Here is an 18,957-nt window from a genome sequence, read left to right as displayed (position 1 = left end):
CATGACTGTTCGCGTAATCCACTGGGGTACAGGCAATGTCGGTCGGCACGCGTTGACGGGCGTGCTCGCCGACCCGCGGTTCGAGCTGATCGGGGTCCATGTTTCCGGACCTGACAAGGTCGGCCTCGACGCGGCCGAACTGGCAGGACTCGCCACCCCGTCCGGCGTGCGGGCCACCACCGGCATCGAGGAGGTACTGGCTCGCCGTCCCGACTGTGTCGTATACACCGCGATGACCGACAACCGGCTACCCGAGGCGCTCGAAGACCTGCGCAGGCTGCTCGCCGCGGGCATCAATGTGGTGGCGAGCGCGCCGGTGTTCCTGCAGTACCCGTGGGGTGTGCTCCCGGCAGAACTGCTCGATCCCATCGAACAGGCCGCGGCACAAGGTGCTTCGTCGCTGTTCGTGAACGGGATCGATCCCGGGTTCGCCAATGATCTGCTCCCCCTCGCTCTGCTCGGCACCTGCCGGTACGTCGAGCAGGTGCGCTGCCTCGAGATCGTCGACTACTCGACCTACGACAACCCGGCGGTCATGTTCGACATCATGGGGTTCGGCAAGCCGATGACCGAGACGCCGCTGCTGTTGCAGCCGGGGGTGCTGTCCTTGGCGTGGGGCAGCGTCGTGCGGCAGCTCGCGGCCGGGCTCGGCATCGAACTCGACGCCGTCACCCAGGAGTACCAGCGGTTGCCCGCCCCGGAGACCTTCGACATCGACTCCGGCACCATCGAGGCGGGTACGGCGGCGGCGCTGCGGTTCGAAGTGCGCGGCATGGTGGGTGATCGCGCTGTCACGGTGCTCGAGCACGTCACCCGGTTGCGCGCCGATCTCGCGCCCGACTGGCCGCAGCCCGCCCGGACCGGTGGTTCCTATCGGGTGGAGGTCACCGGCGAGCCGAACTACACCCTCGATCTGGCCATGTTCAGCGACCACGGCGACCACAACCACGCCAGCCTCGTCGGCACCGCGATGCGCCTGGTCAACGCCATCCCCGCCGTCGTCGCCGCACCGCCGGGCATCCGCACCACGCTCGACCTACCGCTGGTGACGGGCACCGGGCTGGCGGATGCGCGAAGGATCCCGCCCGGCGCCGGGGAGTAACGCCCGCGTCAGCTGTCGCGGTTCTCCCCCAGTTCCTCGACGATCGGGTTCGGCGGTACCTCGCGATCGCGCTCCGCCACACCGGGGTGGGCGTGATCGCGGCTCTGTGCCATTCGCTGCGCCTCGGATCGTCCGTCGTCGAGGGTCACCGACTGCAGGACCTCGGTCATGTTCGCGTAGGCCACCGGCGGGATGGCGCGCAGGGCGCGCACCGTGTCCTGGTCGGCTTTCGCGTCGGTCGCGCACCGCACCAGGTCGTCCTTGTTCGCCGGGAAATCCACCTCCGACAACGCTCGCTCGACCCGCTGCACATCGGTAGTCACCATCACGGAACCTTTCCGGGCGCCGAAGCGACCTTCGTCAGTTTCCTCGAACGGCTGCCGAAATACCCGGGCGGACCGGCCTCAAACAGGGCGGTCCTCAGGCGGCGGGGATGACTTCCGGGCGGGCCGGCTCCACGGCGACGGACTTGCGATCCGCGCGCCTGCCGGTGACGAGGAACAGCACCACCAGCGCCACCGCCAACCACACATAGGTATCGCCGATGAGGTGCTGATCCCAGGTCCACGACGTTTCCCGGTGTTCGCCGTCGGGCAGGAAACTGTGCGGCGCGATGACGAAGACGGCGGCGACCACGACGGCCGTGGCATACCAGCCGCGCGCGCTCGCGGCGGGCAGGGTGCGGGCGTGGCAGACGATGGCGAGCAGCGCGGGGGCGATCCACACCCAGTGGTGCGACCACGAGATCGGCGACAGCAGCAGGGTGAAGACGGCGTTGAGGGCGAGGGCGATCGCGGGAGCGTCCGCGGCCTTGCGCATGGCGACCACGACGAGGGCGAGCAGCAGTGCACCGAAGAACAACCACAGGGCGTCGAACGGCAGGCCCGTGACGTGCAGGCGGGCCAGTACCGCCTGAATCGACTGGTTCGTGTGGAAGGCCGAACCGCTCAGCCCCGAGACGTTGCCGAGGCCGCCGAACCAGTAGCGCACGGACTCCGTCGGCAGGATCGCGAACGAGGCGAGGGTGGCGATCGCACCGGTCGCTGCCGCGGTGGCGGCGGCCTTGTAGTCCTTGCGGACGAGGAAGAACAGCACGAACGCGGCGGGCGTGAGCTTGACGGCGGCGGCCAGGCCGATGAGCATGCCGCGCGGGTAGCGGGTCTTGGGCAGCAGGCAGTCGGTGGCGACCAGGACCATCAGCAGCAGGTTCACCTGGCCGAAGTCGATGGTGGCGCGCACCGGTTCGAGCAGCATCGCGACCGGCAGCGCGCAGGCGGTGATCAGCAGGGCGACCTGCTTGCGATCGGGGTTGTAGCGGCGGGCGACCAGATACAGGGTCCAGGCCAGCGCGGCGACCGACACCGCGACGTAGAGGGTTTTGGCCGCACCCCACGGCAGCAACGCGAACGGCGCGAGCGCGATCGCGGCGAACGGCGGATAGATGAACGGCAGTCCGATACCGACACTGGTCTTGGGGAGCTGTCCGTACATGTCGGCGCCGTCGCGCATGGCCTCGATCCCGAGGCGATACACCTGCAGGTCGATGAAGGCGCCGGAGTACGGTTCGAACGGCCACAGCGGGGTCCGCATGCACACCACCGCGACGACACCGAGCAACACCGGCACCAGCCACCAGGCTCGATTGATCGGGCGTGGGGTCGGTTGCGCGGGGTGGGTGGTGTCACTACTCATCCGCGGCGACTATACCGACCGAGGGCCCGAGTCGGGGCACCGACCTTCGGCGACAGTGACGCGCACTACACCCCGCTCAGCCTTGGTTGTAGCGGACGAGCAGGCGGGCCAGGGTGCGCACATCCTCGTCGGGCCAGTCCGCGAACCGGGCGGTGAAGGCGGCTCGGCGGGTGCGTTCGGCCTTGCGTGCGACGGCGCGACCCTCGGGGGTGGCGCGCAGGATGTGGTTGCGCCGGTTGGCGGGGTCGATTTCGCGTTCGAGGTAACCGAGCTGCTCGAGCGCCCCGACCTGCCTGCTGACGGTCGACTTGTCGAGCAGGAACTGTGCGGCCACGTCGGCGGCCTGGCAGCCGTCACGTTCGAGGACGAGGTCGAGGATGCTGTAGGCGACCAGGCTCAATTCCGGGTGCAGTTCGGCGGCGCGGCCACGGGCGCGGCGGGAGAAGGCGGTCAGCTCCCGCTGGATGACATCGACGGCGTCGTCCCTTGCCTCTGACTCAGTCATGGTTGTACGATACAACAATTATAGTTGCATTTACCAACCTTCTTGGAGACTTCCCTCGATGACCGTCACCCAGCTGCGGCACCTCGCCGGCCACCTGCTCACTCCCCTGCTGATGTGCCTCGGCATGGCCCTGGCCTATCTCGGAGCCTTCCATCAGCCCACGCCTAACCATCTGGCGCTGGCCGTCGTCGGTGATTCCCCGCAGGCGATGGTGCTCGCCCAGACGATGCAGGACCGGGGCGGTGAGGGCGTCGACGTCATCACCGTGCCCACCCGAGAGGCCGCGACGGACCTGCTGCACGAGCGCGACCTCGTCGGCGCCTATGTGCCCGATGCCGCGCGCCCCGAACTGCTCGTGGCCACCGCCGGTTCGGACACCAGCGCGATGGCCGCCGAGGTGGCGTTCCGTTCGGTTGCCGACCATCAGGGCGTGCCGCTGGTCGTCACCGACGTGACGAGCAAGGCCGAGGGCGATCCGACCGGGCAGGGCCTGTTCTTCCTGCTGGTGGCGTTGAGTGTCGGCTCCTACGGCAGTGTCGCGGTGATCGGCGCCGCGGGCGCGATGCTGCGGATGCGGGTGCGCGCGGCGATCGGCGTGGTGACGGCGATGGTGGTGAGCCTGATCGGTGTCGTCGTAGCGGGCCCGGTGTTCGGGGTGATCGACAGCGACTTCGCCAGCGTGTTCGGCATCGCCTGGCTCTATTCCGCGGGCATCATCCTGATCGGTGTCGGCCTGCACACCTTCCTGAAGCGCTGGACCACGCTCGCCCTGATCACCCTTTTCGTGATGCTCAACTTCACCACCTCCGGCGGTGTCTACCGGCCGGAACTGCAGAACGGATTCTTCGGCGCGCTGCATTCGTTCTGGAACGGTGCCGATTTCGTCGAAGGTCTGCGCAGCCTGCTGTACTTCGACGGTGGCGCCGGTTTCAGCGCACGCCTCGGGGGGTTGTTCGTGTGGCTGGCGGTCGGCGTGCTGCTCGTCGCCGTCGCGGGCAAGTACGAGGCGCGGCATGCGCCTGAACCCGTCACCGAGCGTGCGGTCGAGGAGGAGATCGGCGAATCGGCCGCCGTCTGAACCGTGGTGACTGCGCCACAACCGAGCGAGCGCGGGCCGAGATCGGTTCGGTGAACTGGGGAGCGGAGCGCCGGATCGGCGGGCCGCGGGCGGATTACGACGAGGTGAGATGACCGATTCCGTGTCATGAATCCGGCCGCGTTCGGGGTGGGACGCGGGTACGGTGTAGCGCGCGACCGATGCAGGGGGTACTACGTCGGAAAGGGTGGGCTGCACCGATGAATCGTCCTGGCGCACAACGCCCCGGTGACGTGCCGCTCGAGCACCGCTACACCGGGGCCGATCCCATCGACTGGTGCGGCGCCGACGTGTACCCGATGTACACCGAGGCACTACCCACAGGGACGACCGCACTACGGCTGCGCGCACTGTCGGTGATGCCGCCCGCCGACGTATCCGGCCTCGGCCTTGGGCTAACCGTCACCGACGGCCATGTGCATCTGGGCGGACGAACCCTCGGAGGGGTGGACATCTGGTCCGACGCGCTCGCGGCGGGCATCGACATCACGGTCACCGCCGAGGCGCCCGACGCCCTGTTCACCCTCACGCCCGTCTGGGTGGCCGGTGCGGGCCCGCAGCAGTCGTGGACCGGCAACTACGGCATGGTCGTCGATCTGCTGCCCGACGGCGCGTCGACGCTGTGGTGCAGCACCGGCCCGGGTACCCCCGACTTCAACGAACTCGTCGTCGAACTCACCCGGGCCGACACGGATCCCGCACCGACCGATCAGTTGCCACGAATGGGCGCCCAGCCCCTCGTCCAGGCCGAGCCGCCCCTGTACGCCCGGCCGACCGCGCGCGTGCAGCCGGCCGTCTCCGCCGAACCGACCCGGCAGCCATACGCGGAGCAGAATGTCGGACGCGCGCTGCACGACCTGGGCTCGGCCATGTTCGCACGGGGAGAACACGACTCGGCTCGTGTGCTCTGGGCACAAGCCGCCGAGGCCGGAAACAGCGCCGCCGCCTACGACCTGGGCCTGCTCGCCCTGCACGTCGGTGATATCGGCGCCGCCCGCACCTGGTGGCAGGCCGCGGCCCACGAGGATCCCCGGGCCGCGGCCTGCCTGGCCGAGCTGCCTCAGCGCACCTGATCCACCAGGTGCCGCTCGGCGGATAACGACCGCACGGGCGTGAAATCACGTGCGGCGATGTGCTCCGGCCTGCGCTGCGGCGCCGCGAACGGCTCGACCAGGGCGTTCTCGACACTGTTGAACACCAGGAAGATGTTCGACCTGGCATACGGCGTGATGTTGTTCGACGACCCGTGCATCAGGTTGGAATCGAACAGCAGCGCCGAGCCGGCCTTGCCGGTGAACTGGGTGATGCCGTAGCGCGCGGCGAGGAAGGTGATGTCGTCGTTGGTCGGGATCCCGATGCGCTGCTCGCGCAGCGACTCCCGGTAATGACCCTCCGGCGTCTCACCCAGACACGGCACGAACGTGCGATGCGAACCCGGCATCACCATCAGCGACCCGTTGAACGGGTAGTTGTCGGTCAACGCGATCGACAGACTCACCGCGCGCGGGGTCGGCATCCCGTCCTCGGCGTGCCAGGTCTCGAAATCGGAGTGCCAGCCGAACCCGCTGCCACCGAAACCCGGCATGTAGTTCACCCGGCTCTGATGCAGATACACCGGGGAACCGAGGATCTGCTCGGCGAGCCCGACGATGCGCGACTCGGCGAGCAGTTCCGCGATCGGCTTGCTGAGCCGGTGCACCTGGAACACCGACCGGACCTGTCCGGCAACGGGTTCCACGATCACTCGCTCGTCGCCGTAGAGCACCGGGTCGGCCGCCAGATGCCCTATCTCGGCCCCGAAAGCCGCCACCTCGTCCGCGCTGAGCAGATCCGGGATCGTCGCGAAACCGTTCGCGTCGAACTCGGCCAGCTCGGGTGTACGCACCTGCCCCCACACCGTCGGATCGGTGCGCTCGATGTGGGGGGCGGGCTCGGACAACCGCGTGGGGTAGCGGTCGGACCGATCAGACACTGGCATCCTCCTCGATAATCAGCGGATACACCCCGTTCTCGTCGTGTACCTCGCGGCCGGTGACCGGCGGATTGAACACACACAACATCCGCAGCGTGGTGCGGGCGGTGACCTGATGACGTTCGTGGCCGTCGAGCAGGTACATCGAACCGGGACCGAGCGGGTACACGGTCTGGTCCTCGAGGTCGAGCAGTTCACCCTCGCCCTCGACCAGCCACACCGCCTCCACATGGTTCTGGTAGTGGAACTTGTGCACGGTCCCGGCCTCGATCGTGGTCTCGTGGAACGAGAACCCGACCTTGTCGCCCGCGAGCACGATACGTTTGCTTCGCCACCCGGGACCGGCCACATCGCGGTCGGTTCCGGTGATCTCGGCGGTGGTGCGCACGATCATGCGGCACCACCACAAACGGTGTCGATGCTGTCCGACAGCACCGAAAGACCACGGTCGAGCTCGTCGCTGCGCAGCGTCAACGGCGGCAGCAGTTTCACGACCTCGTCCATCGAACCCGAGGTCTCCACCAGCAGACCCTGCTCGAACGCGGTGCGGCAGACCTTGCCCGCCTGCGACGGGTCGTCGAAGACGATGCCGTGCACCATGCCGCGACCGCGCGTGGTGATGCCCTCGTGCCGCTCGGCCACGGCCGAGAGCGTGCGGCCGATGTACTCGCCGTTGGCGGCGGTGAGCCGGGCCAGCTTGTCGTCGGACCAGTACTCGCGCAGCGCGGCGGTCGCGGTGACGAAGGCGGGGTTGTTGCCGCGGAAGGTGCCGTTGTGCTCACCGGGAGCCCACTGGTCGTGCTCGGGCTTGAGCAGCACCAGCGCCATCGGCAGGCCGTAGCCACCGATCGACTTGGACAGGGTGACGATGTCGGGGGTGATGCCCGCGATCTCGAAGGAGAAGAACGGGCCGGTGCGGCCGCAACCCATCTGCACGTCGTCGACGATGAGCAGGATGTCGCGCGCGGCGCACAGGCCGGCCAGGTGGCGCAGCCACTCGGCGCGGGCCAGGTTCACACCGCCCTCACCCTGCACGGTCTCCACGATCACCGCGGCGGGGCGGTCGAAACCCGAGGAGCTGTCGTCGAGCACCCGCTGCATCCAGCCGAAGTCCTCGATGGTGTTGTCGAAGTAGCCGTCGTAGGGCATCGGGGTGGCGTGCTCGAGCGGCACACCGGCACCCGCCCGCTTGGCCGCGTTGCCGGTGACCGACAGCGCGCCCAGCGTCATGCCGTGGAAGGCGTTGGTGAAGCTCAGGATCGTCTTGCGGCCGGTGACCTTGCGGGCCAGCTTGAGCGCCGCCTCGACCGCGTTGGCGCCCGTGGGCCCGGGGAACTGCACCTTGTAATCGAGCCCGCGCGGGGTGAGCAGGGTTTCGCGGATGGTCTCGAGCAGTTCACGCTTGGCCACGGTCGACATATCGAGACCGTGGGTGATGCCGTTGCTCCCGATGTATTCCAGCAGCGCCTTCTTGAGCACCGGGTTGTTGTGGCCGTAGTTCAGCGCGCCTGCGCCTGCGAAGAAGTCGAGGTAGTCGCGGCCCTGCTCATCGCGGATCCAGGCACCTTCGGCGGTGGTGAACACGGCGGGCCAGTCGCGGCAGTAGCCACGCACGTTCGATTCCATCGCTTCGAAAATGCTGGTGTCGGTGGTCGTGATCATGATCATGCCTCCTGGCGCTGAGCGGGCGAAATAATGTAGAGGTGCTCGGCTTCGTGGGAATCCGGAAAATGATGTGCTTCGAATAGTTCCTCGGTACGCAATTGCGCGCCGCGTTCGCGGGCCACCGCGGAGAACAACGCCTGGGAAGCGGAATTATCGGGAGAGATCGTCGTTTCCAGGGTGTTGATCCCGGCGGGTGCCACGGAATCGAGCAGGGCGTGCAGGAGTTTCGCGGCCAGACCCCGGCCGCGGAATTCGGCGTCGACGGCGATCTGCCAGACGAAAAGCGTGTCCGGCGCATCGGGACGAACATACCCGATCACGAATCCCACTGCCTGCCCGCTACATTCGACGACCATGGAGGTCGCCTCGAAATCACGACACCACAGCAGATAGGCGTAGCTCGTATTCACGTCGAGTACGCGGGAATCGCGCGCGATGCGCCACAATTGGGCACCGTCACCCAATCTCGGGTGTCTGAGAATAATTTCCGAACCTCGAGCCGCCGCGGTATCGGTCGGCTCCATGGACATAGTCGGACTCGGCATACATTCCACCTTGACTAAGAGACTTTACGGTCTTTGTGTCGAGCTCTTTGCGGTTGTATGACGAATCGTTTACTGCGGCTGGATATCCAGCCGGTAGCCCAGCCCGCGCACGGTCACCACGATGCGCGGATCCGAGGCGTCGCGCTCGATCTTGGTGCGCAACCGGCGCACGTGGACGTCGACGATGCGTTCGTCACCGAAAAAGCCTTGATCCCACACTCTTTCGAGCAGCACCGCGCGGCTGAGCACGCGGCCGGGGGTCTCGGCGAGTTCGCACAGCAACCGGAACTCGGTGACCGTGAGGTGCAGTTCCTCGCTGCCACGGCGCACCGCGCCCGCGTCGGCCGCGAGGACGAGGGGACGCACCGGGTCGTCGTCGAGGACGACTTCGGGGGTGGCGTCGCGTTCGGCGGCGATCCTGGCGCGGCGGCGCAGGGCGCGCATCCGGGCGGTGATCTCCTTGATCTCGAACGGTTTGCTGACGAAGTCGTCGGCACCGGCTTCCAGGGCGGCGACCACGTCGTGGGTGTCGTACCTGGTGCTGATCACGATGATCGGCACGTCGTGGTCGCGGCGGATCTCGCGGATGCAGTCGAAGCCGTCGGTGGCCCCGCGCATCAGGTCGACGATCATCAGGTCGGGCGGGCCGTCGTTGCGGAGCCGGTCGAGGGCGTCCTCGGGGACGCCTGCCTCGGCCACGGCGTAGCCCTCGTCTTCCATCGCGCGGCGCAGATCGCCCCGCATCTGCACATCGTCGTCGACGATCATCAAGTTGGCGGTCATCCTCGCACCTCGCTGCCGCCCGGCGCGACCGTGACCGCCGATGCGGCTGTGTTCTGCCAATGCTCGCTCATGTGCACTTCCTTTGCTGACACGCTCGTGCGTGCGGCCGGTACACCTGGGGAATTCGCGTCCCCAGACCGACACGACATCCCGCTTTCGAGCTTGTTACCAATCCGTTACTTACCCAGAGCACTCGTCGCGTAAACCCGCCGTAACAATTCGTGCCCGATTTGTACGGTTCCGAAGGTCGGTCGGGATGCTGCGCGCGGTGGCATAGTCGACGGGGTGATGCCCACTTTCGACGACATCGAGGCCGCCGCCGCGCGGATCGAGGGCCGGGTTCGCCCGGTGACGGTTGCACCCGCTGGACCTGGGGATTCCCCGCTCTGGTTCGCGCTGGAGTTCTTGCAGTTCACCGGGACTTTCAAGGCGCGTGGCGCGCAGAACTTCCTGCGCGCCGCCGGAGAGTTGCCCGCCGCCGGTGTGACGATCGCCTCAGGCGGCAATGCGGGACTCGCGTGCGCGTGGTCGGCGCGGGAAGCGGGCGTGCCCGCGACCGTGTTTCTGCCCGAATCGGCGCCGCCGGTCAAAATCCGTCGACTTCGTGACTTGGGCGCCGATGTACGACTGATCGGTCCCGAGTACAAGCAGGCGCTGGCCGCGTGCCAGGAGTTCGCGGCCGACAGCGGAGCGCTGTTCTCGCACGCCTACGATCACCCGCTCATCGCGGCGGGCGCGGGCACGCTGATGCGCGAGATCCAGCAGCGCGTGCCCGATCTCGACACGGTGGTCGTCGCGGTGGGCGGCGGCGGACTGTTCACCGGAACCGCTGTCGCCGCACAGCATTTCGGCATCCGCACCGTCGCGGTGGAACCGGTGGGCTGCCGCTCGCTCAACGCCGCACTCGAGGCGGGCCGTCCGGTGCAGGTGAGCGTCGACTCGATCGCCGCCGATTCGCTGGGCGCGCCGAACGTGTCGGAGATGGCGCTGGCCGCCGCCCAGCACCCGGACGTGGTGTCGGTGCTGGTCGAGGACGACACGATTCGCGCTGCGCGCCGACAGCTATGGGACGAGCACCGGATCGCCGTGGAGAACGGTGCCGCGACCGCGCTGGCGGCGCTGCGCGACACCGGTTCCGGTGCGGCCTACCGACCCGCCGAGGGCGAGCGGGTCTGCGTCATCCTGTGCGGGGCCAACACCGACCCGTCGGACCTGGTGTGAGGGGTGCTCAGCGCACCAGTTCGTTCTTGGTGGCGTAGTTGGTCATGGCGGCATTGAGGCCGCGCATGGCCAGCGTGTAGCCATACGGGACGTAGCGCTGGCCCCAATGGGCGAGGTGGATGTCGCGGGAGGTGTAGACCCAGTAGCGGTTGCGTTCCACACCGCGGATCACCGCGTCGGCGGCCTGTTCCGGCGTGACGGCATGGCGCAGGAACAGGCCGATGGCCTTGCGCAGCGCGGCGTTGTCGCGGTCGACGCCCGCGATGTCGACGCTGTCGACCATCGGGGTGGCCATCGCCCCGGGAAGCACGAGGCTGACGCCGATCTTGTGCCTGCGTAGGTCGAACCGCAGCACCTCCGACACACCGCGCAGCCCGAACTTCGTCGCGCTGTAGGGCGCGTGCCACGGCAACCCGAACAGTCCGGCCGCCGAGGATACGTTCACCAGGTGACCGCCACGCCGCGCGGCGATCATCGGTGGCAGGAACTCCTCGATGACGTGGATGGGGCCCATGAGGTTGATGTCGATGGTGCGCCGCCACTGCTGATGGGTGAGTTTGTCGACGGTGCCCCAGGTGGCGATGCCCGCCACGTTCATCACGATGTCGACGTGCCCGACGGCCTCGAAGGTGTGTGCGGCCAGCCCGACGACGGCCGAATGGTCGCTCACATCGGCGGGATGGGCCAGGTGCACGGTGGCACCGGCGGCGCGCAGTTCCTCGGCGGTGGCGGCCAGTGTGTCGGCGGTGATGTCGGTGAGCACCAGCGACGCGCCCTTGGCGGCGGCCGCGAAGGCGGTGGCCCGGCCGAGACCGCTGGCGGCGCCGGTGATCAAACAGGTCTTCCCGTCGAACTTCGTCATGGCCCCGACCCTACGGTTCGCTCGATGTTCCCGTCTACGACAGGGTATCGATGGTTATGGTCGTCCAGCCGCCGACGTGCAGGCGGCTACCCGCCCGCAACGGCACCGGAACCTGTGGCGACAGCGGTGTCTCGGTGCCGTCGAGGCTAGTCCCGTTGGTCGAGCCGAGGTCGGTGACGGTGAGCGCGCCGTCGGTCCCGACGCGCAACAGGGCGTGCGCACGCGACACACCCGGGTCGGCCGGGGCGATGCCGAGGTCGATCTCGGGCACGATGCCTTGCGACGCCGAACGTTTGCCGATCAGGAACTCGCTGCCGCGCAACTCGATCCGGCGTTCGGGGTAGAAACCAGGGAACGCCACCCGGTCGGCGTCGGGACCTTTGCGGGCCTGCACCCGGTCGTAGAACTCGCGGTCGGCGAAAACCCTGGCCACCCACACGGTTGCGCGTTCACCGGCGACGTCGGGTGCACCGACGGGCGGCGCGTCGGTGTGCGATGGCGGTGGCGCGGGCAGGGCCGAGTCGTATCCGCAGTTCTCGCAGAAGCGTCCGCTGGTCGGCACCGAACACGCGGGGCACAGGCGCAGATCGGCCGGATCGGCTGCCGGGACACCGGTGAGTGCCGACCCGCACACATCGCAGTAGTCGGTGGCCTGCGTCTGGTGACCGTCCGCGCACACCGCCATGTCAGGAACCCTCCGACCGCAATCGGGTGGTCTTGGTCGAGCGGATGTCGAGCGCGAGTTCGTCGGCGGCCGCGACCTGACCGCGCAGCTTCACCGTCCCGTCCTTCTCGTCGACCTCGACGACGGTGCGAAGCAGTTTGGCGGTGGACTCGTGTCCCGAGGCGGCGGCCAGTTCCACCGCGCGGCGCAATTTCGCGGTGGCCGTGGACAAGTCGCCCTCGCGGCGCGCGGCAAGGCCTTCCTGGACGGCCTGGGCGAGTTCGACCTGGCCGGTGTAGTGGGCGACGCGGGTGCTGATCCTGGTCGACAGGGTGGAGTCGGTGGTCCACACCGCCCGAACCAGTCCCTGACCGAGCACGTCCTCACCCGCAAGCACGCTGAGACGGGCCGCCAGCTTCTCCCGCCCGGGCGCGGCCGGTTCCAGTTCGATCTGCAGGTGGTATTCGCGTTCCTCGGCCGCCCACGACGACAGCGGGTAGTCCCCCACCTGCGCACCGGAATCGGTACGCCGCCCGGTGAGGTCCTCCAGCACCGGTGCGACCTGCTTGACCATGCGCACCCGCGCACCCGCCGGAGTCCACACGCGCAGGGTGAGTTCCGGGATCACCCGGGCCGCCGACGAGCGCATCATGGCGGCGAAATCGGCCGCCAGGTCCTTGGGATCGGCGACGATATCGGCGCCGCCGGACAGCTTCGAGGAGATCTTGTGCAGATCGGCCGCCGCCCAGTCGGCACCGACACCACGGCAGTCGCAGACGAAAAGCCCTTCGGCGCGGTCGAGTTCGGTGGCCAACTGCTCGGGGGTCTCGTGTTCGTTCTTACCGTCGGTGAGCAGGATGGCGTGCGCCTGAGCACCCGGATGCCCGGCGGCGACCTGGCGGGCAAGGGCGAGCCAGGACCCCATGGCGGTGCCACCGTCGGGCCGCAATCGATCGAGGGCCCGCTTGGCGGCGGTGCGGTGGGTGTGGTCGGCGGGCGCCGACAGCGCGCCGGTGGGGTAGATCATCCGCGCGGACTCGGTGCCCTCGATGATGGCGAAGGCGGTGCCGTCGGGGATCTCGTCGAGCGCGGCGCGCGTCGCGGTGCGCGCGTTCTCGAACTTGCGCTTGTGCCCCATCGACCCGGAGCAGTCGATGATGAGGATCTCGAGCCGGGGCGGCGGGGTGGCGACGGCGGCCAGTTCGGGGCCGGTGGTGACGGTGAGCACCGCGTCGACCACGCTCGCGCCCTCGGCGAGGAATTCGTTCTGGTCGACGGCGACCGAAATGCCTGCGCTGTCAGGGGAACTCATGACACTCCTGGATCGGGTACAGCGGCACGCGCGGGCACGGGGGCGAGCGCGACCGTGATGTTGTCGCTGCCGCCGCTGTCGAGCGCGAAGTCGGCCAGGGCGCGGGCCGCGGCCTGGGGGGTGGTCTCGACGGTGAACCCGGCGAGCGCGACCGGATCGGGCAGGTAGTTCCACAGCCCGTCGGTGCACAACAGCAGGGTGCCGGGTTCGGTGACGAGCATGCTCTGCAGGCAGTTCGCCGACCACGGTGCCTCGCCGCCGTCGGCGCCGAGCCAGCGCAGCAGGGTGTGCGCGCGTGGGTCGCGCATGGCGGCTTCCTCGTCCATGGCGCCCGCGTCGACGAGGGCCTGGGCCCACGAGTCGTCGACGCTGAGCCTGCGCGAGGCCGTCGGATCGCCCGCGGCGAGCCAGAACGCCCGGCTGTCACCGACATTGGCGACGGTGATCTCGGTGCCCTCAGGGGTGTCGCGCAGGATCGCCGAGACGTAGGTGCACGAGGGCGCGTACTCGGGGGTGCGTGACATGCCCCGCACCGCGGCGACGGCGGTGGCCAGTCCGGCCATCACGGCATCGGGGGCGGGGCGGCCGTCGGCGAGCGCGGCCAGCACCGCGTCGACGCCCGTGCGGGCGGCAGTGCCGGAGGCGGCCTGGGGGTCCTGGGAGGTCGAGACGCCGTCGCTGACGACGATCACCCGCACGCCGTCACCGTCGCGCACGGCGGCAGCGACCGCGTCCTCGTTGCGGGAGTGGCTGATTCCGCGATCGGTGAGGATGTACACCGGGCCGAGGTCTTCCTCGAAACGGTCCGGAACCGGTTTCGGGGTGCGGCACACCACGCACAGCCCGGCCTCGTAGCGTCGTTCCCCACAGGTGGGGCACTGCGGCACCGTGACCGGATCGTGCACCGGCAGGGCCGCCTTGCGCACCCCGAGTTCGCGACCGCAGCTCTCGCAATACCGGTATCCCGCCCGCGCCGCACCCGCGCAGTCCGGGCAACCCGCGGCGGTCACAGCGTGGTCCTGGGGCGCACGTTGTTGGCCTGATCCACCAGCACGAAGCGGGTCCACATGTCGTCGGCTTCGCGCGCCAATGTCCGCAAGCATCGTTCCAACCCCGTCCGCACTCCCACTTCGGTGAATTCCACATCCAACAGCTTGCCTGGTGCACTCGGCCGCTGTCCCGACCGGATCCAGTTCAGTGCCGCCTCGAGCACGTGCATGCGCACCCGCGCGGTGCGCGCACGCGAGTCGAGGCGCAGGTGCTCGACCCGCTCCCCCGCCTCGCGCAACGCGGCTTCGTCCAGTTCGGCCGGACCACGATCGGCCAGCAGCGTCTCCACGGCGCGCACGCGGGCCTCGGTGTACATCGACGAGGTGCGTTCGACCTGGTCGAGCACCCGCACCGCACCGGCGCGGTCACCGTCGGCGCGGCGCAACCGGGCGGCGCCGAAGGCCGCCGACAGATAGGTGTGGTCCGTGCACCAGACCAAGTCGTAGAGTGCGAGCGCTTCGCGTGGCCGGTCGCCGTGCTCGAGCGCGACGGCCAGGGCGAGTTTGGGCGCGGGCTCGCCGGGCAGCGCGGCGTAGACGGCCTCGAAATCCGCTGCGGCGCTGCTGTAGTCGCCCTTCAGCAGGGCGGCCTGCGCGCGATACCACACCGTGCGCCAGTCGAAATCCAGATCCAGACCGGCGAGCCGCGCGAGGGCGGCGTCGGCCTCGCCTGCCTCGAGTTCAGCGCGCACGAGGCGCAGGGGGATCTCCACCGATTCCCCGGCGCCGGTCACCACCGCGCGCAGACCCGCGGTGAGTGCCTGTTCGAGTTCGGCGGGGGTCGCGGCGTCGGTGGTGGCCAGCAGCGCGGCGCCACTGTCGCCCGGGTCGACGAGCGGCGCGGGCAGCGCGGCGACGACCGCGGCGGGTTCGGGTGTGGCGCTTTCGATTCCGAAGACAGCGCGGGCGGGACCGAAGACTGCCGACATGCCCGGGCGCGGTACACCGTCCTCGGCGGCGAGGACCTCGCGCAGCACACCGGTGAGCTGGTCGGCCATCTCACTCGTCGAGGCGAACCGGGCCAGCGGATCGGGGTCGGTGGCACGCAGCAGGAACCGGTACAGCGAATCGTGGCGGGCCAGCAGCGGTTCGGTGTCGGGCGTTGGCAGTGGTCCGAGGCGGCCGTCCACCGAGGGCACCCGCATCATCAGCACCGCGAGAGTGCGGCCGGCTGTGTAGATCTCGGTGGCCACGGTCGGGCCCGTTTCGGCGATCTCGGGTGCCTGGTAGCCGAGGGTGCCGTAGATCGGGGACGTGGTGTCGTCCATGGCGATCACGGCGCCGAGGTCGATGAGTTCGAGGCGTTCCTCGGTCTGCATCACGTTGTCGGGTTTGAAATCGCAGTAGGCCCAGCCGCGCGCGTGCAGATAGCCCAGGGCGGGCAGCATTTCCAGCACATAGGCGATGGCCCTGGCCGGTGGCAGGTAGGCGTTGTGCGCGGCGCGGTAGTCGCGCAGGATCTGCTTGAGGGAGGTGCCGCCCACGTAGGCCATCACGATGTAGCCCACCGGTTCGCCGTCGGCGTCGGCGTGTTCGGTGAAGTTGTGGATCTTGACGATATTGGGGTGGTCCACCTCGGCGAGGAAGCGCCGTTCGGCCAGGGCGGCGGCCTGCGCGTCGCTGTCGCCGGTGTCGATGAGGCCCTTGAGGACCACCCAGCGGTCGTTGACGCGGATGTCGGTGGCCAGGTAGATCCAGCCGAGCCCGCCGTGCGCCAGGGCGCCTTCGACCTTGTACTGTCCGCCCACCAGGTCGCCGGGTTGCAGGCGCGGCACGAACGAGTAGCGGGTACCGCAGTGCGGGCAGAAACCGCTGGTACGGCCCGGGATTCCGTCGTTGGTCCGGCCGACCGGTTTGTCGCACCGGCCGCAGTAGCGGTCGGATTCGGGGACCTTGGGGTCGGTGAGCACCGCCGACGCGGGATCCACGCGCGGTACCGGCGGCACCTCCACCAGTCCGGCGCCGAGCCGGCCGCGCGCCGCCGATCGCGCCGAGCCCGAGCGGGTGCGCACCGAACGGCTCGAGGTGCGGTTGGCGCTGATGGTCGCCGCCGACGGGCTGTGCACGGGGGCGCTGATCGGGGCGGGCGCGGTGCCGCAGGTGTCACAGTAACCGTCGACGATCGTTCCGCCGCAGCCGGTTTCGGCACAGAGTCCGGGCGCGGTGACCTTCGGAGCGGCACCGGTCGAGGTGCCGACCGTCGGGGCAGGTGTTCGCCGGACGGCCGTGGTGTGGCCCGAACGCCGGGGCGGGGCCGGTGCGGCGCCGTGGACGGCGGCCGCCACGGGCGCGGTGCCGCAGACGGCGCAGTAGCCGTCCTCGATCACACCGCCGCAACCCGGTTCACTACAGATCATGCTGTCCGCCCCGCTTTCTCCCCGATGATCGAACGATAGTCGGCGACGGCCCGGGTGACGGCGGCCAGATCGCACGGTGTGCGTGTGAGCAGGCCGGCGGCGATGCGGTCGGCGGCGAGCACATCGCGCTCTTCGGCCACACCCAGGCGCGAGGCCTTGGCACGATAGGCGGCGAGCCTGCCCTGCAGCTCGGCCCGCCGATCGAGCAGACCCTGCGCCAATTCCGCTCGGCGCGCGGTCTTGTCGGCCGCGTCGTCGGCACGTAGGCGCAGGGCGAGCAGGTGTTCGACGGTCGAGCGGGTCGGTTCCTCGCCGAGGGTCGACAGCTCGGCGAGCAAGGTCGCGACCGGCGCGCCGCCGGGCGGCAGCGGTCCGGTGTTGACCTTGCGTTCGGCGCGGGCGGCGGTGTCGTCCGCGCGACGCTGTGCATCGGCCAGGTCGATGAGCCGGGCCCGAAGTGCCGCAATGGCGGCAGGGAGATCGGTTGCCACCGAGAGGAATTCGGCATTGCGGACGGTTTCGGCCTCGATCAGCTCGATGAGCGAGGCCAGTGCCGAGGTGATCTCACCGGGTGCGAAGCCGAGCGGGTCGGTGCCCGCGCGGCGCAGCAGGGCGGCCAGGGGTTCGGTGGCCGCGGCCAAGGCGCCGTTGGCCCGCTCCACCCGCTGCTGCAAGGGCGCGAGGGCGCCGAGTACCTGCCGGTCGACGGCCTCGACCTCCTCGGCGAACGGTGCGACAAACGCGAAGGCCGCGCGCATGCGGTCGAGACAGTCGGCGATCCCGACCGTCACCACGGTTTCGCTCGGCCCGGTGAGCCCGCGCTGTGCCAACGGCACCGGCACACGGGCGATTTCGTGCGGACGCCCCCGCAGCAGGTCGGTGAGCCGGGCGCGGGCGCGGTCATCGATCCGGCCGCGGCCACGCACCGTCTCGGCCTCGGTGAGGATGGCGCGCACGCGGGCGAGGTTGTCGAAGAGTTCGCCGAGCGCCTTCTCCACCGGCGCCCATCGGCGCGCGGTCTCCCCCTCCGGTGGGTAGCGGCGCACCAGGGCGATGCCGGGATGCCGGTCCAATTCGAGCAGGGTGCTGCTCACCGTCGCCAATTCCGCGATGCGCCCGGCCAGTTCACGATCGATCTCGGCGGTGCCGAGTATCGGCGAACTCATCCGGCGTACCTCGGCGCGGGTGCGCCGGGCGACGGACCGAGCGCCGACAGATGCTGGGCGTAGATCCGTTCCCAGGTGCCGTCGCCGCTGATCCGTTCGAGCACGCCGTTGACGAAACGCACCAACTCGTCGCTGCCCTTGGGCACACCGACCGCGTAGGCCCCCGAACCGATGGGCGCACCGACGAGTTCGAGGTTGCGGTCCTGGGCGACCAGACCGGACAGGATCGGTTCGTCGCCGCTGATCGCGTCGACGGTGCCCTGCTGCAGCGCGACGAGGCAATCGGTCCAGTTGGTCACGCCGAGCACGGTCGGCGGGGTCGGCAGGGTGAACAGCGGCGCGGCCGCGGTGGTGCCCTTGGTGACACACACCCGTTTGCCCGCCAGGTCGGCGCCGGAGGCGATACCGGCGCCGCGCGGTGCCGCGAAGCGTTGGGCCGCACGGTAGTACACACTCGAGAAGTCGACGTCGCGGCGCCGTTCACAGGTGGCGGAGAAGGTGCGAACGATCATGTCGACCTTGCGCTCCTGCAGCAGCTGGATGCGGTCGGCGGCGGTCACCGAACGCAACTCGATGCGATCGGGGTCGCCGAACAGATCGCGGGCGATCTCGCGGGCCAGGTCGATGTCGAAGCCCTCTAGCCGCCCGGTGGACGGATTGCGGAACCCGAACATGTAGGTGTTCTGGTCGACACCCACCCGCAACCTGCCGTTGGCGACGATCGCGGCCATCGCCGATCCGGCGGGCATCGCCCCCGGTCGCGGCTGTGCGCGCGGCGCCAAGGTGGCCTCGGTATCGCAGGATCCGGTGCCCTCGGCGGTCGGTGCCGAGGTGATCGCCTCGGCGCCCGGCAGCGGTGGCGCGACGGCGGTGGCCTCGATCGATGACGGCGCGGGTGCGTCACCGCAGCCCGCGAGCAGGACGGCCGTCGCGGCGAGAACCAGCGCGAACCGGTAACGACGAATG

The 18,957-nt window shown here is 69.4% G+C and carries 19 protein-coding genes; 4 read left to right on the top strand and 15 right to left on the bottom strand.

Going from position 1 to position 18,957, the window contains the following annotated elements; genetic code table 11:
- Position 1 precedes the first annotated feature (1 nt).
- The gene (locus tag AB0F86_RS05325; protein WP_356982146.1) at positions 2-1,102 is read left to right on the top strand and encodes a diacylglycerol kinase; all 1,101 of its coding nucleotides are present in this window, start codon (positions 2-4) and stop codon (positions 1,100-1,102) included.
- 8 nt (positions 1,103-1,110) lie between these two features.
- Here AB0F86_RS05325 and AB0F86_RS05320 read toward each other — a convergent pair whose 3' ends face one another.
- The 3 genes from AB0F86_RS05320 to AB0F86_RS05310 all read right to left on the bottom strand — a co-directional run bounded on the left by AB0F86_RS05320 (position 1,111) and on the right by AB0F86_RS05310 (position 3,299).
- A complete protein-coding gene (locus tag AB0F86_RS05320; protein ID WP_220138924.1) occupies positions 1,111-1,428 on the bottom strand; it encodes a DUF2795 domain-containing protein in 318 nt (105 codons plus the stop codon).
- A gap of 94 nt (positions 1,429-1,522) precedes the next feature.
- Entirely contained in the window at positions 1,523-2,794 is a 1,272-nt protein-coding gene (locus AB0F86_RS05315; protein WP_356982145.1) for a glycosyltransferase 87 family protein, read from the bottom strand.
- 76 nt (positions 2,795-2,870) lie between these two features.
- Positions 2,871-3,299 carry a MarR family transcriptional regulator gene (locus tag AB0F86_RS05310; protein WP_356982143.1) on the bottom strand — a complete coding sequence of 143 codons (429 nt, stop codon included), beginning with the start codon at positions 3,297-3,299 and terminating at the stop codon, positions 2,871-2,873.
- A 58-nt stretch (positions 3,300-3,357) separates the two neighbouring features.
- Between AB0F86_RS05310 and AB0F86_RS05305 the strand changes: the two genes are divergently transcribed.
- Entirely contained in the window at positions 3,358-4,377 is a 1,020-nt protein-coding gene (locus AB0F86_RS05305) for a hypothetical protein (protein ID WP_356982142.1), read from the top strand.
- A gap of 218 nt (positions 4,378-4,595) precedes the next feature.
- Positions 4,596-5,468 carry a hypothetical protein gene (locus AB0F86_RS05300; RefSeq protein WP_356982141.1) on the top strand — a complete coding sequence of 291 codons (873 nt, stop codon included), beginning with the start codon at positions 4,596-4,598 and terminating at the stop codon, positions 5,466-5,468.
- On the opposite strand, the gene thpD is transcribed toward AB0F86_RS05300, so the two are convergent.
- The 5 genes from thpD to AB0F86_RS05275 all read right to left on the bottom strand — a co-directional run bounded on the left by thpD (position 5,456) and on the right by AB0F86_RS05275 (position 9,360).
- Positions 5,456-6,373, bottom strand: coding sequence for an ectoine hydroxylase (thpD, locus tag AB0F86_RS05295; protein WP_181696302.1), 918 nt, complete (start codon positions 6,371-6,373; stop codon positions 5,456-5,458). The two genes, AB0F86_RS05300 and thpD, sit on opposite strands and share 13 nt — an antisense overlap.
- Complete coding sequence (locus AB0F86_RS05290; protein WP_181696303.1) at positions 6,360-6,761, bottom strand: ectoine synthase; 402 nt, start codon at positions 6,759-6,761, stop codon at positions 6,360-6,362. Before AB0F86_RS05290 ends, thpD begins: the two co-directional genes overlap by 14 nt.
- The gene (gene ectB, locus AB0F86_RS05285; RefSeq protein WP_181696483.1) at positions 6,758-8,026 is read right to left on the bottom strand and encodes a diaminobutyrate--2-oxoglutarate transaminase; all 1,269 of its coding nucleotides are present in this window, start codon (positions 8,024-8,026) and stop codon (positions 6,758-6,760) included. Before ectB ends, AB0F86_RS05290 begins: the two co-directional genes overlap by 4 nt.
- A 5-nt stretch (positions 8,027-8,031) precedes the next feature.
- Entirely contained in the window at positions 8,032-8,556 is a 525-nt protein-coding gene (gene ectA / locus AB0F86_RS05280; RefSeq protein ID WP_356983732.1) for a diaminobutyrate acetyltransferase, read from the bottom strand.
- A 90-nt stretch (positions 8,557-8,646) separates the two neighbouring features.
- On the bottom strand, positions 8,647-9,360 hold the full coding sequence (locus AB0F86_RS05275; protein ID WP_067635442.1) for a response regulator transcription factor: 714 nt from the start codon (positions 9,358-9,360) through the stop codon (positions 8,647-8,649).
- 288 nt (positions 9,361-9,648) lie between these two features.
- On the opposite strand from AB0F86_RS05275, the gene AB0F86_RS05270 reads away from it, so the two are divergent.
- On the top strand, positions 9,649-10,581 hold the full coding sequence (locus AB0F86_RS05270; RefSeq protein WP_225280261.1) for a threonine/serine dehydratase: 933 nt from the start codon (positions 9,649-9,651) through the stop codon (positions 10,579-10,581).
- Between the two features lie 7 nt (positions 10,582-10,588).
- Here the strand turns inward: AB0F86_RS05270 and AB0F86_RS05265 are convergent, their stop codons facing one another.
- Genes AB0F86_RS05265 through AB0F86_RS05235 form a run of 7 tightly spaced genes read right to left on the bottom strand, consistent with a single transcriptional unit; the run spans position 10,589 to position 18,956 of the window.
- Positions 10,589-11,443, bottom strand: a complete 855-nt coding sequence (locus AB0F86_RS05265; RefSeq protein WP_181696305.1) for an SDR family oxidoreductase — start codon at positions 11,441-11,443, stop codon at positions 10,589-10,591.
- A 34-nt stretch (positions 11,444-11,477) separates the two neighbouring features.
- A complete protein-coding gene (locus tag AB0F86_RS05260; protein WP_356982139.1) occupies positions 11,478-12,128 on the bottom strand; it encodes an FHA domain-containing protein in 651 nt (216 codons plus the stop codon).
- Position 12,129: 1 nt separating this feature from the next.
- Positions 12,130-13,419: a VWA domain-containing protein gene (locus tag AB0F86_RS05255; RefSeq protein WP_225280263.1), complete on the bottom strand. Its 1,290-nt coding sequence runs from the start codon at positions 13,417-13,419 to the stop codon at positions 12,130-12,132.
- A complete protein-coding gene (locus AB0F86_RS05250) occupies positions 13,416-14,429 on the bottom strand; it encodes a protein phosphatase 2C domain-containing protein (RefSeq protein WP_225280264.1) in 1,014 nt (337 codons plus the stop codon). Before AB0F86_RS05250 ends, AB0F86_RS05255 begins: the two co-directional genes overlap by 4 nt.
- Positions 14,426-16,825 carry a tetratricopeptide repeat protein gene (locus AB0F86_RS05245; RefSeq protein WP_356982138.1) on the bottom strand — a complete coding sequence of 800 codons (2,400 nt, stop codon included), beginning with the start codon at positions 16,823-16,825 and terminating at the stop codon, positions 14,426-14,428. The genes AB0F86_RS05250 and AB0F86_RS05245 overlap by 4 nt, the downstream gene beginning before the upstream one ends.
- Positions 16,822-17,991, bottom strand: coding sequence for a hypothetical protein (locus tag AB0F86_RS05240; RefSeq protein WP_356982136.1), 1,170 nt, complete (start codon positions 17,989-17,991; stop codon positions 16,822-16,824). Before AB0F86_RS05240 ends, AB0F86_RS05245 begins: the two co-directional genes overlap by 4 nt.
- Positions 17,988-18,956 (bottom strand): glutamate ABC transporter substrate-binding protein, encoded by a 969-nt coding sequence (locus tag AB0F86_RS05235; RefSeq protein WP_356983730.1) that lies wholly within the window; start codon positions 18,954-18,956, stop codon positions 17,988-17,990. The genes AB0F86_RS05240 and AB0F86_RS05235 overlap by 4 nt, the downstream gene beginning before the upstream one ends.
- Position 18,957: the final 1 nt, after the last annotated feature.

Origin of the sequence: Nocardia sp. NPDC023733 (assembly GCF_040639775.1) — a bacterium.
Classification (GTDB): Bacteria; Actinomycetota; Actinomycetes; order Mycobacteriales; family Mycobacteriaceae; genus Nocardia; species Nocardia rosealba.
The sequence above is the reverse complement of the archived record's forward strand: the minus strand, read 5'-3'. Positions and strand labels throughout refer to the sequence as shown.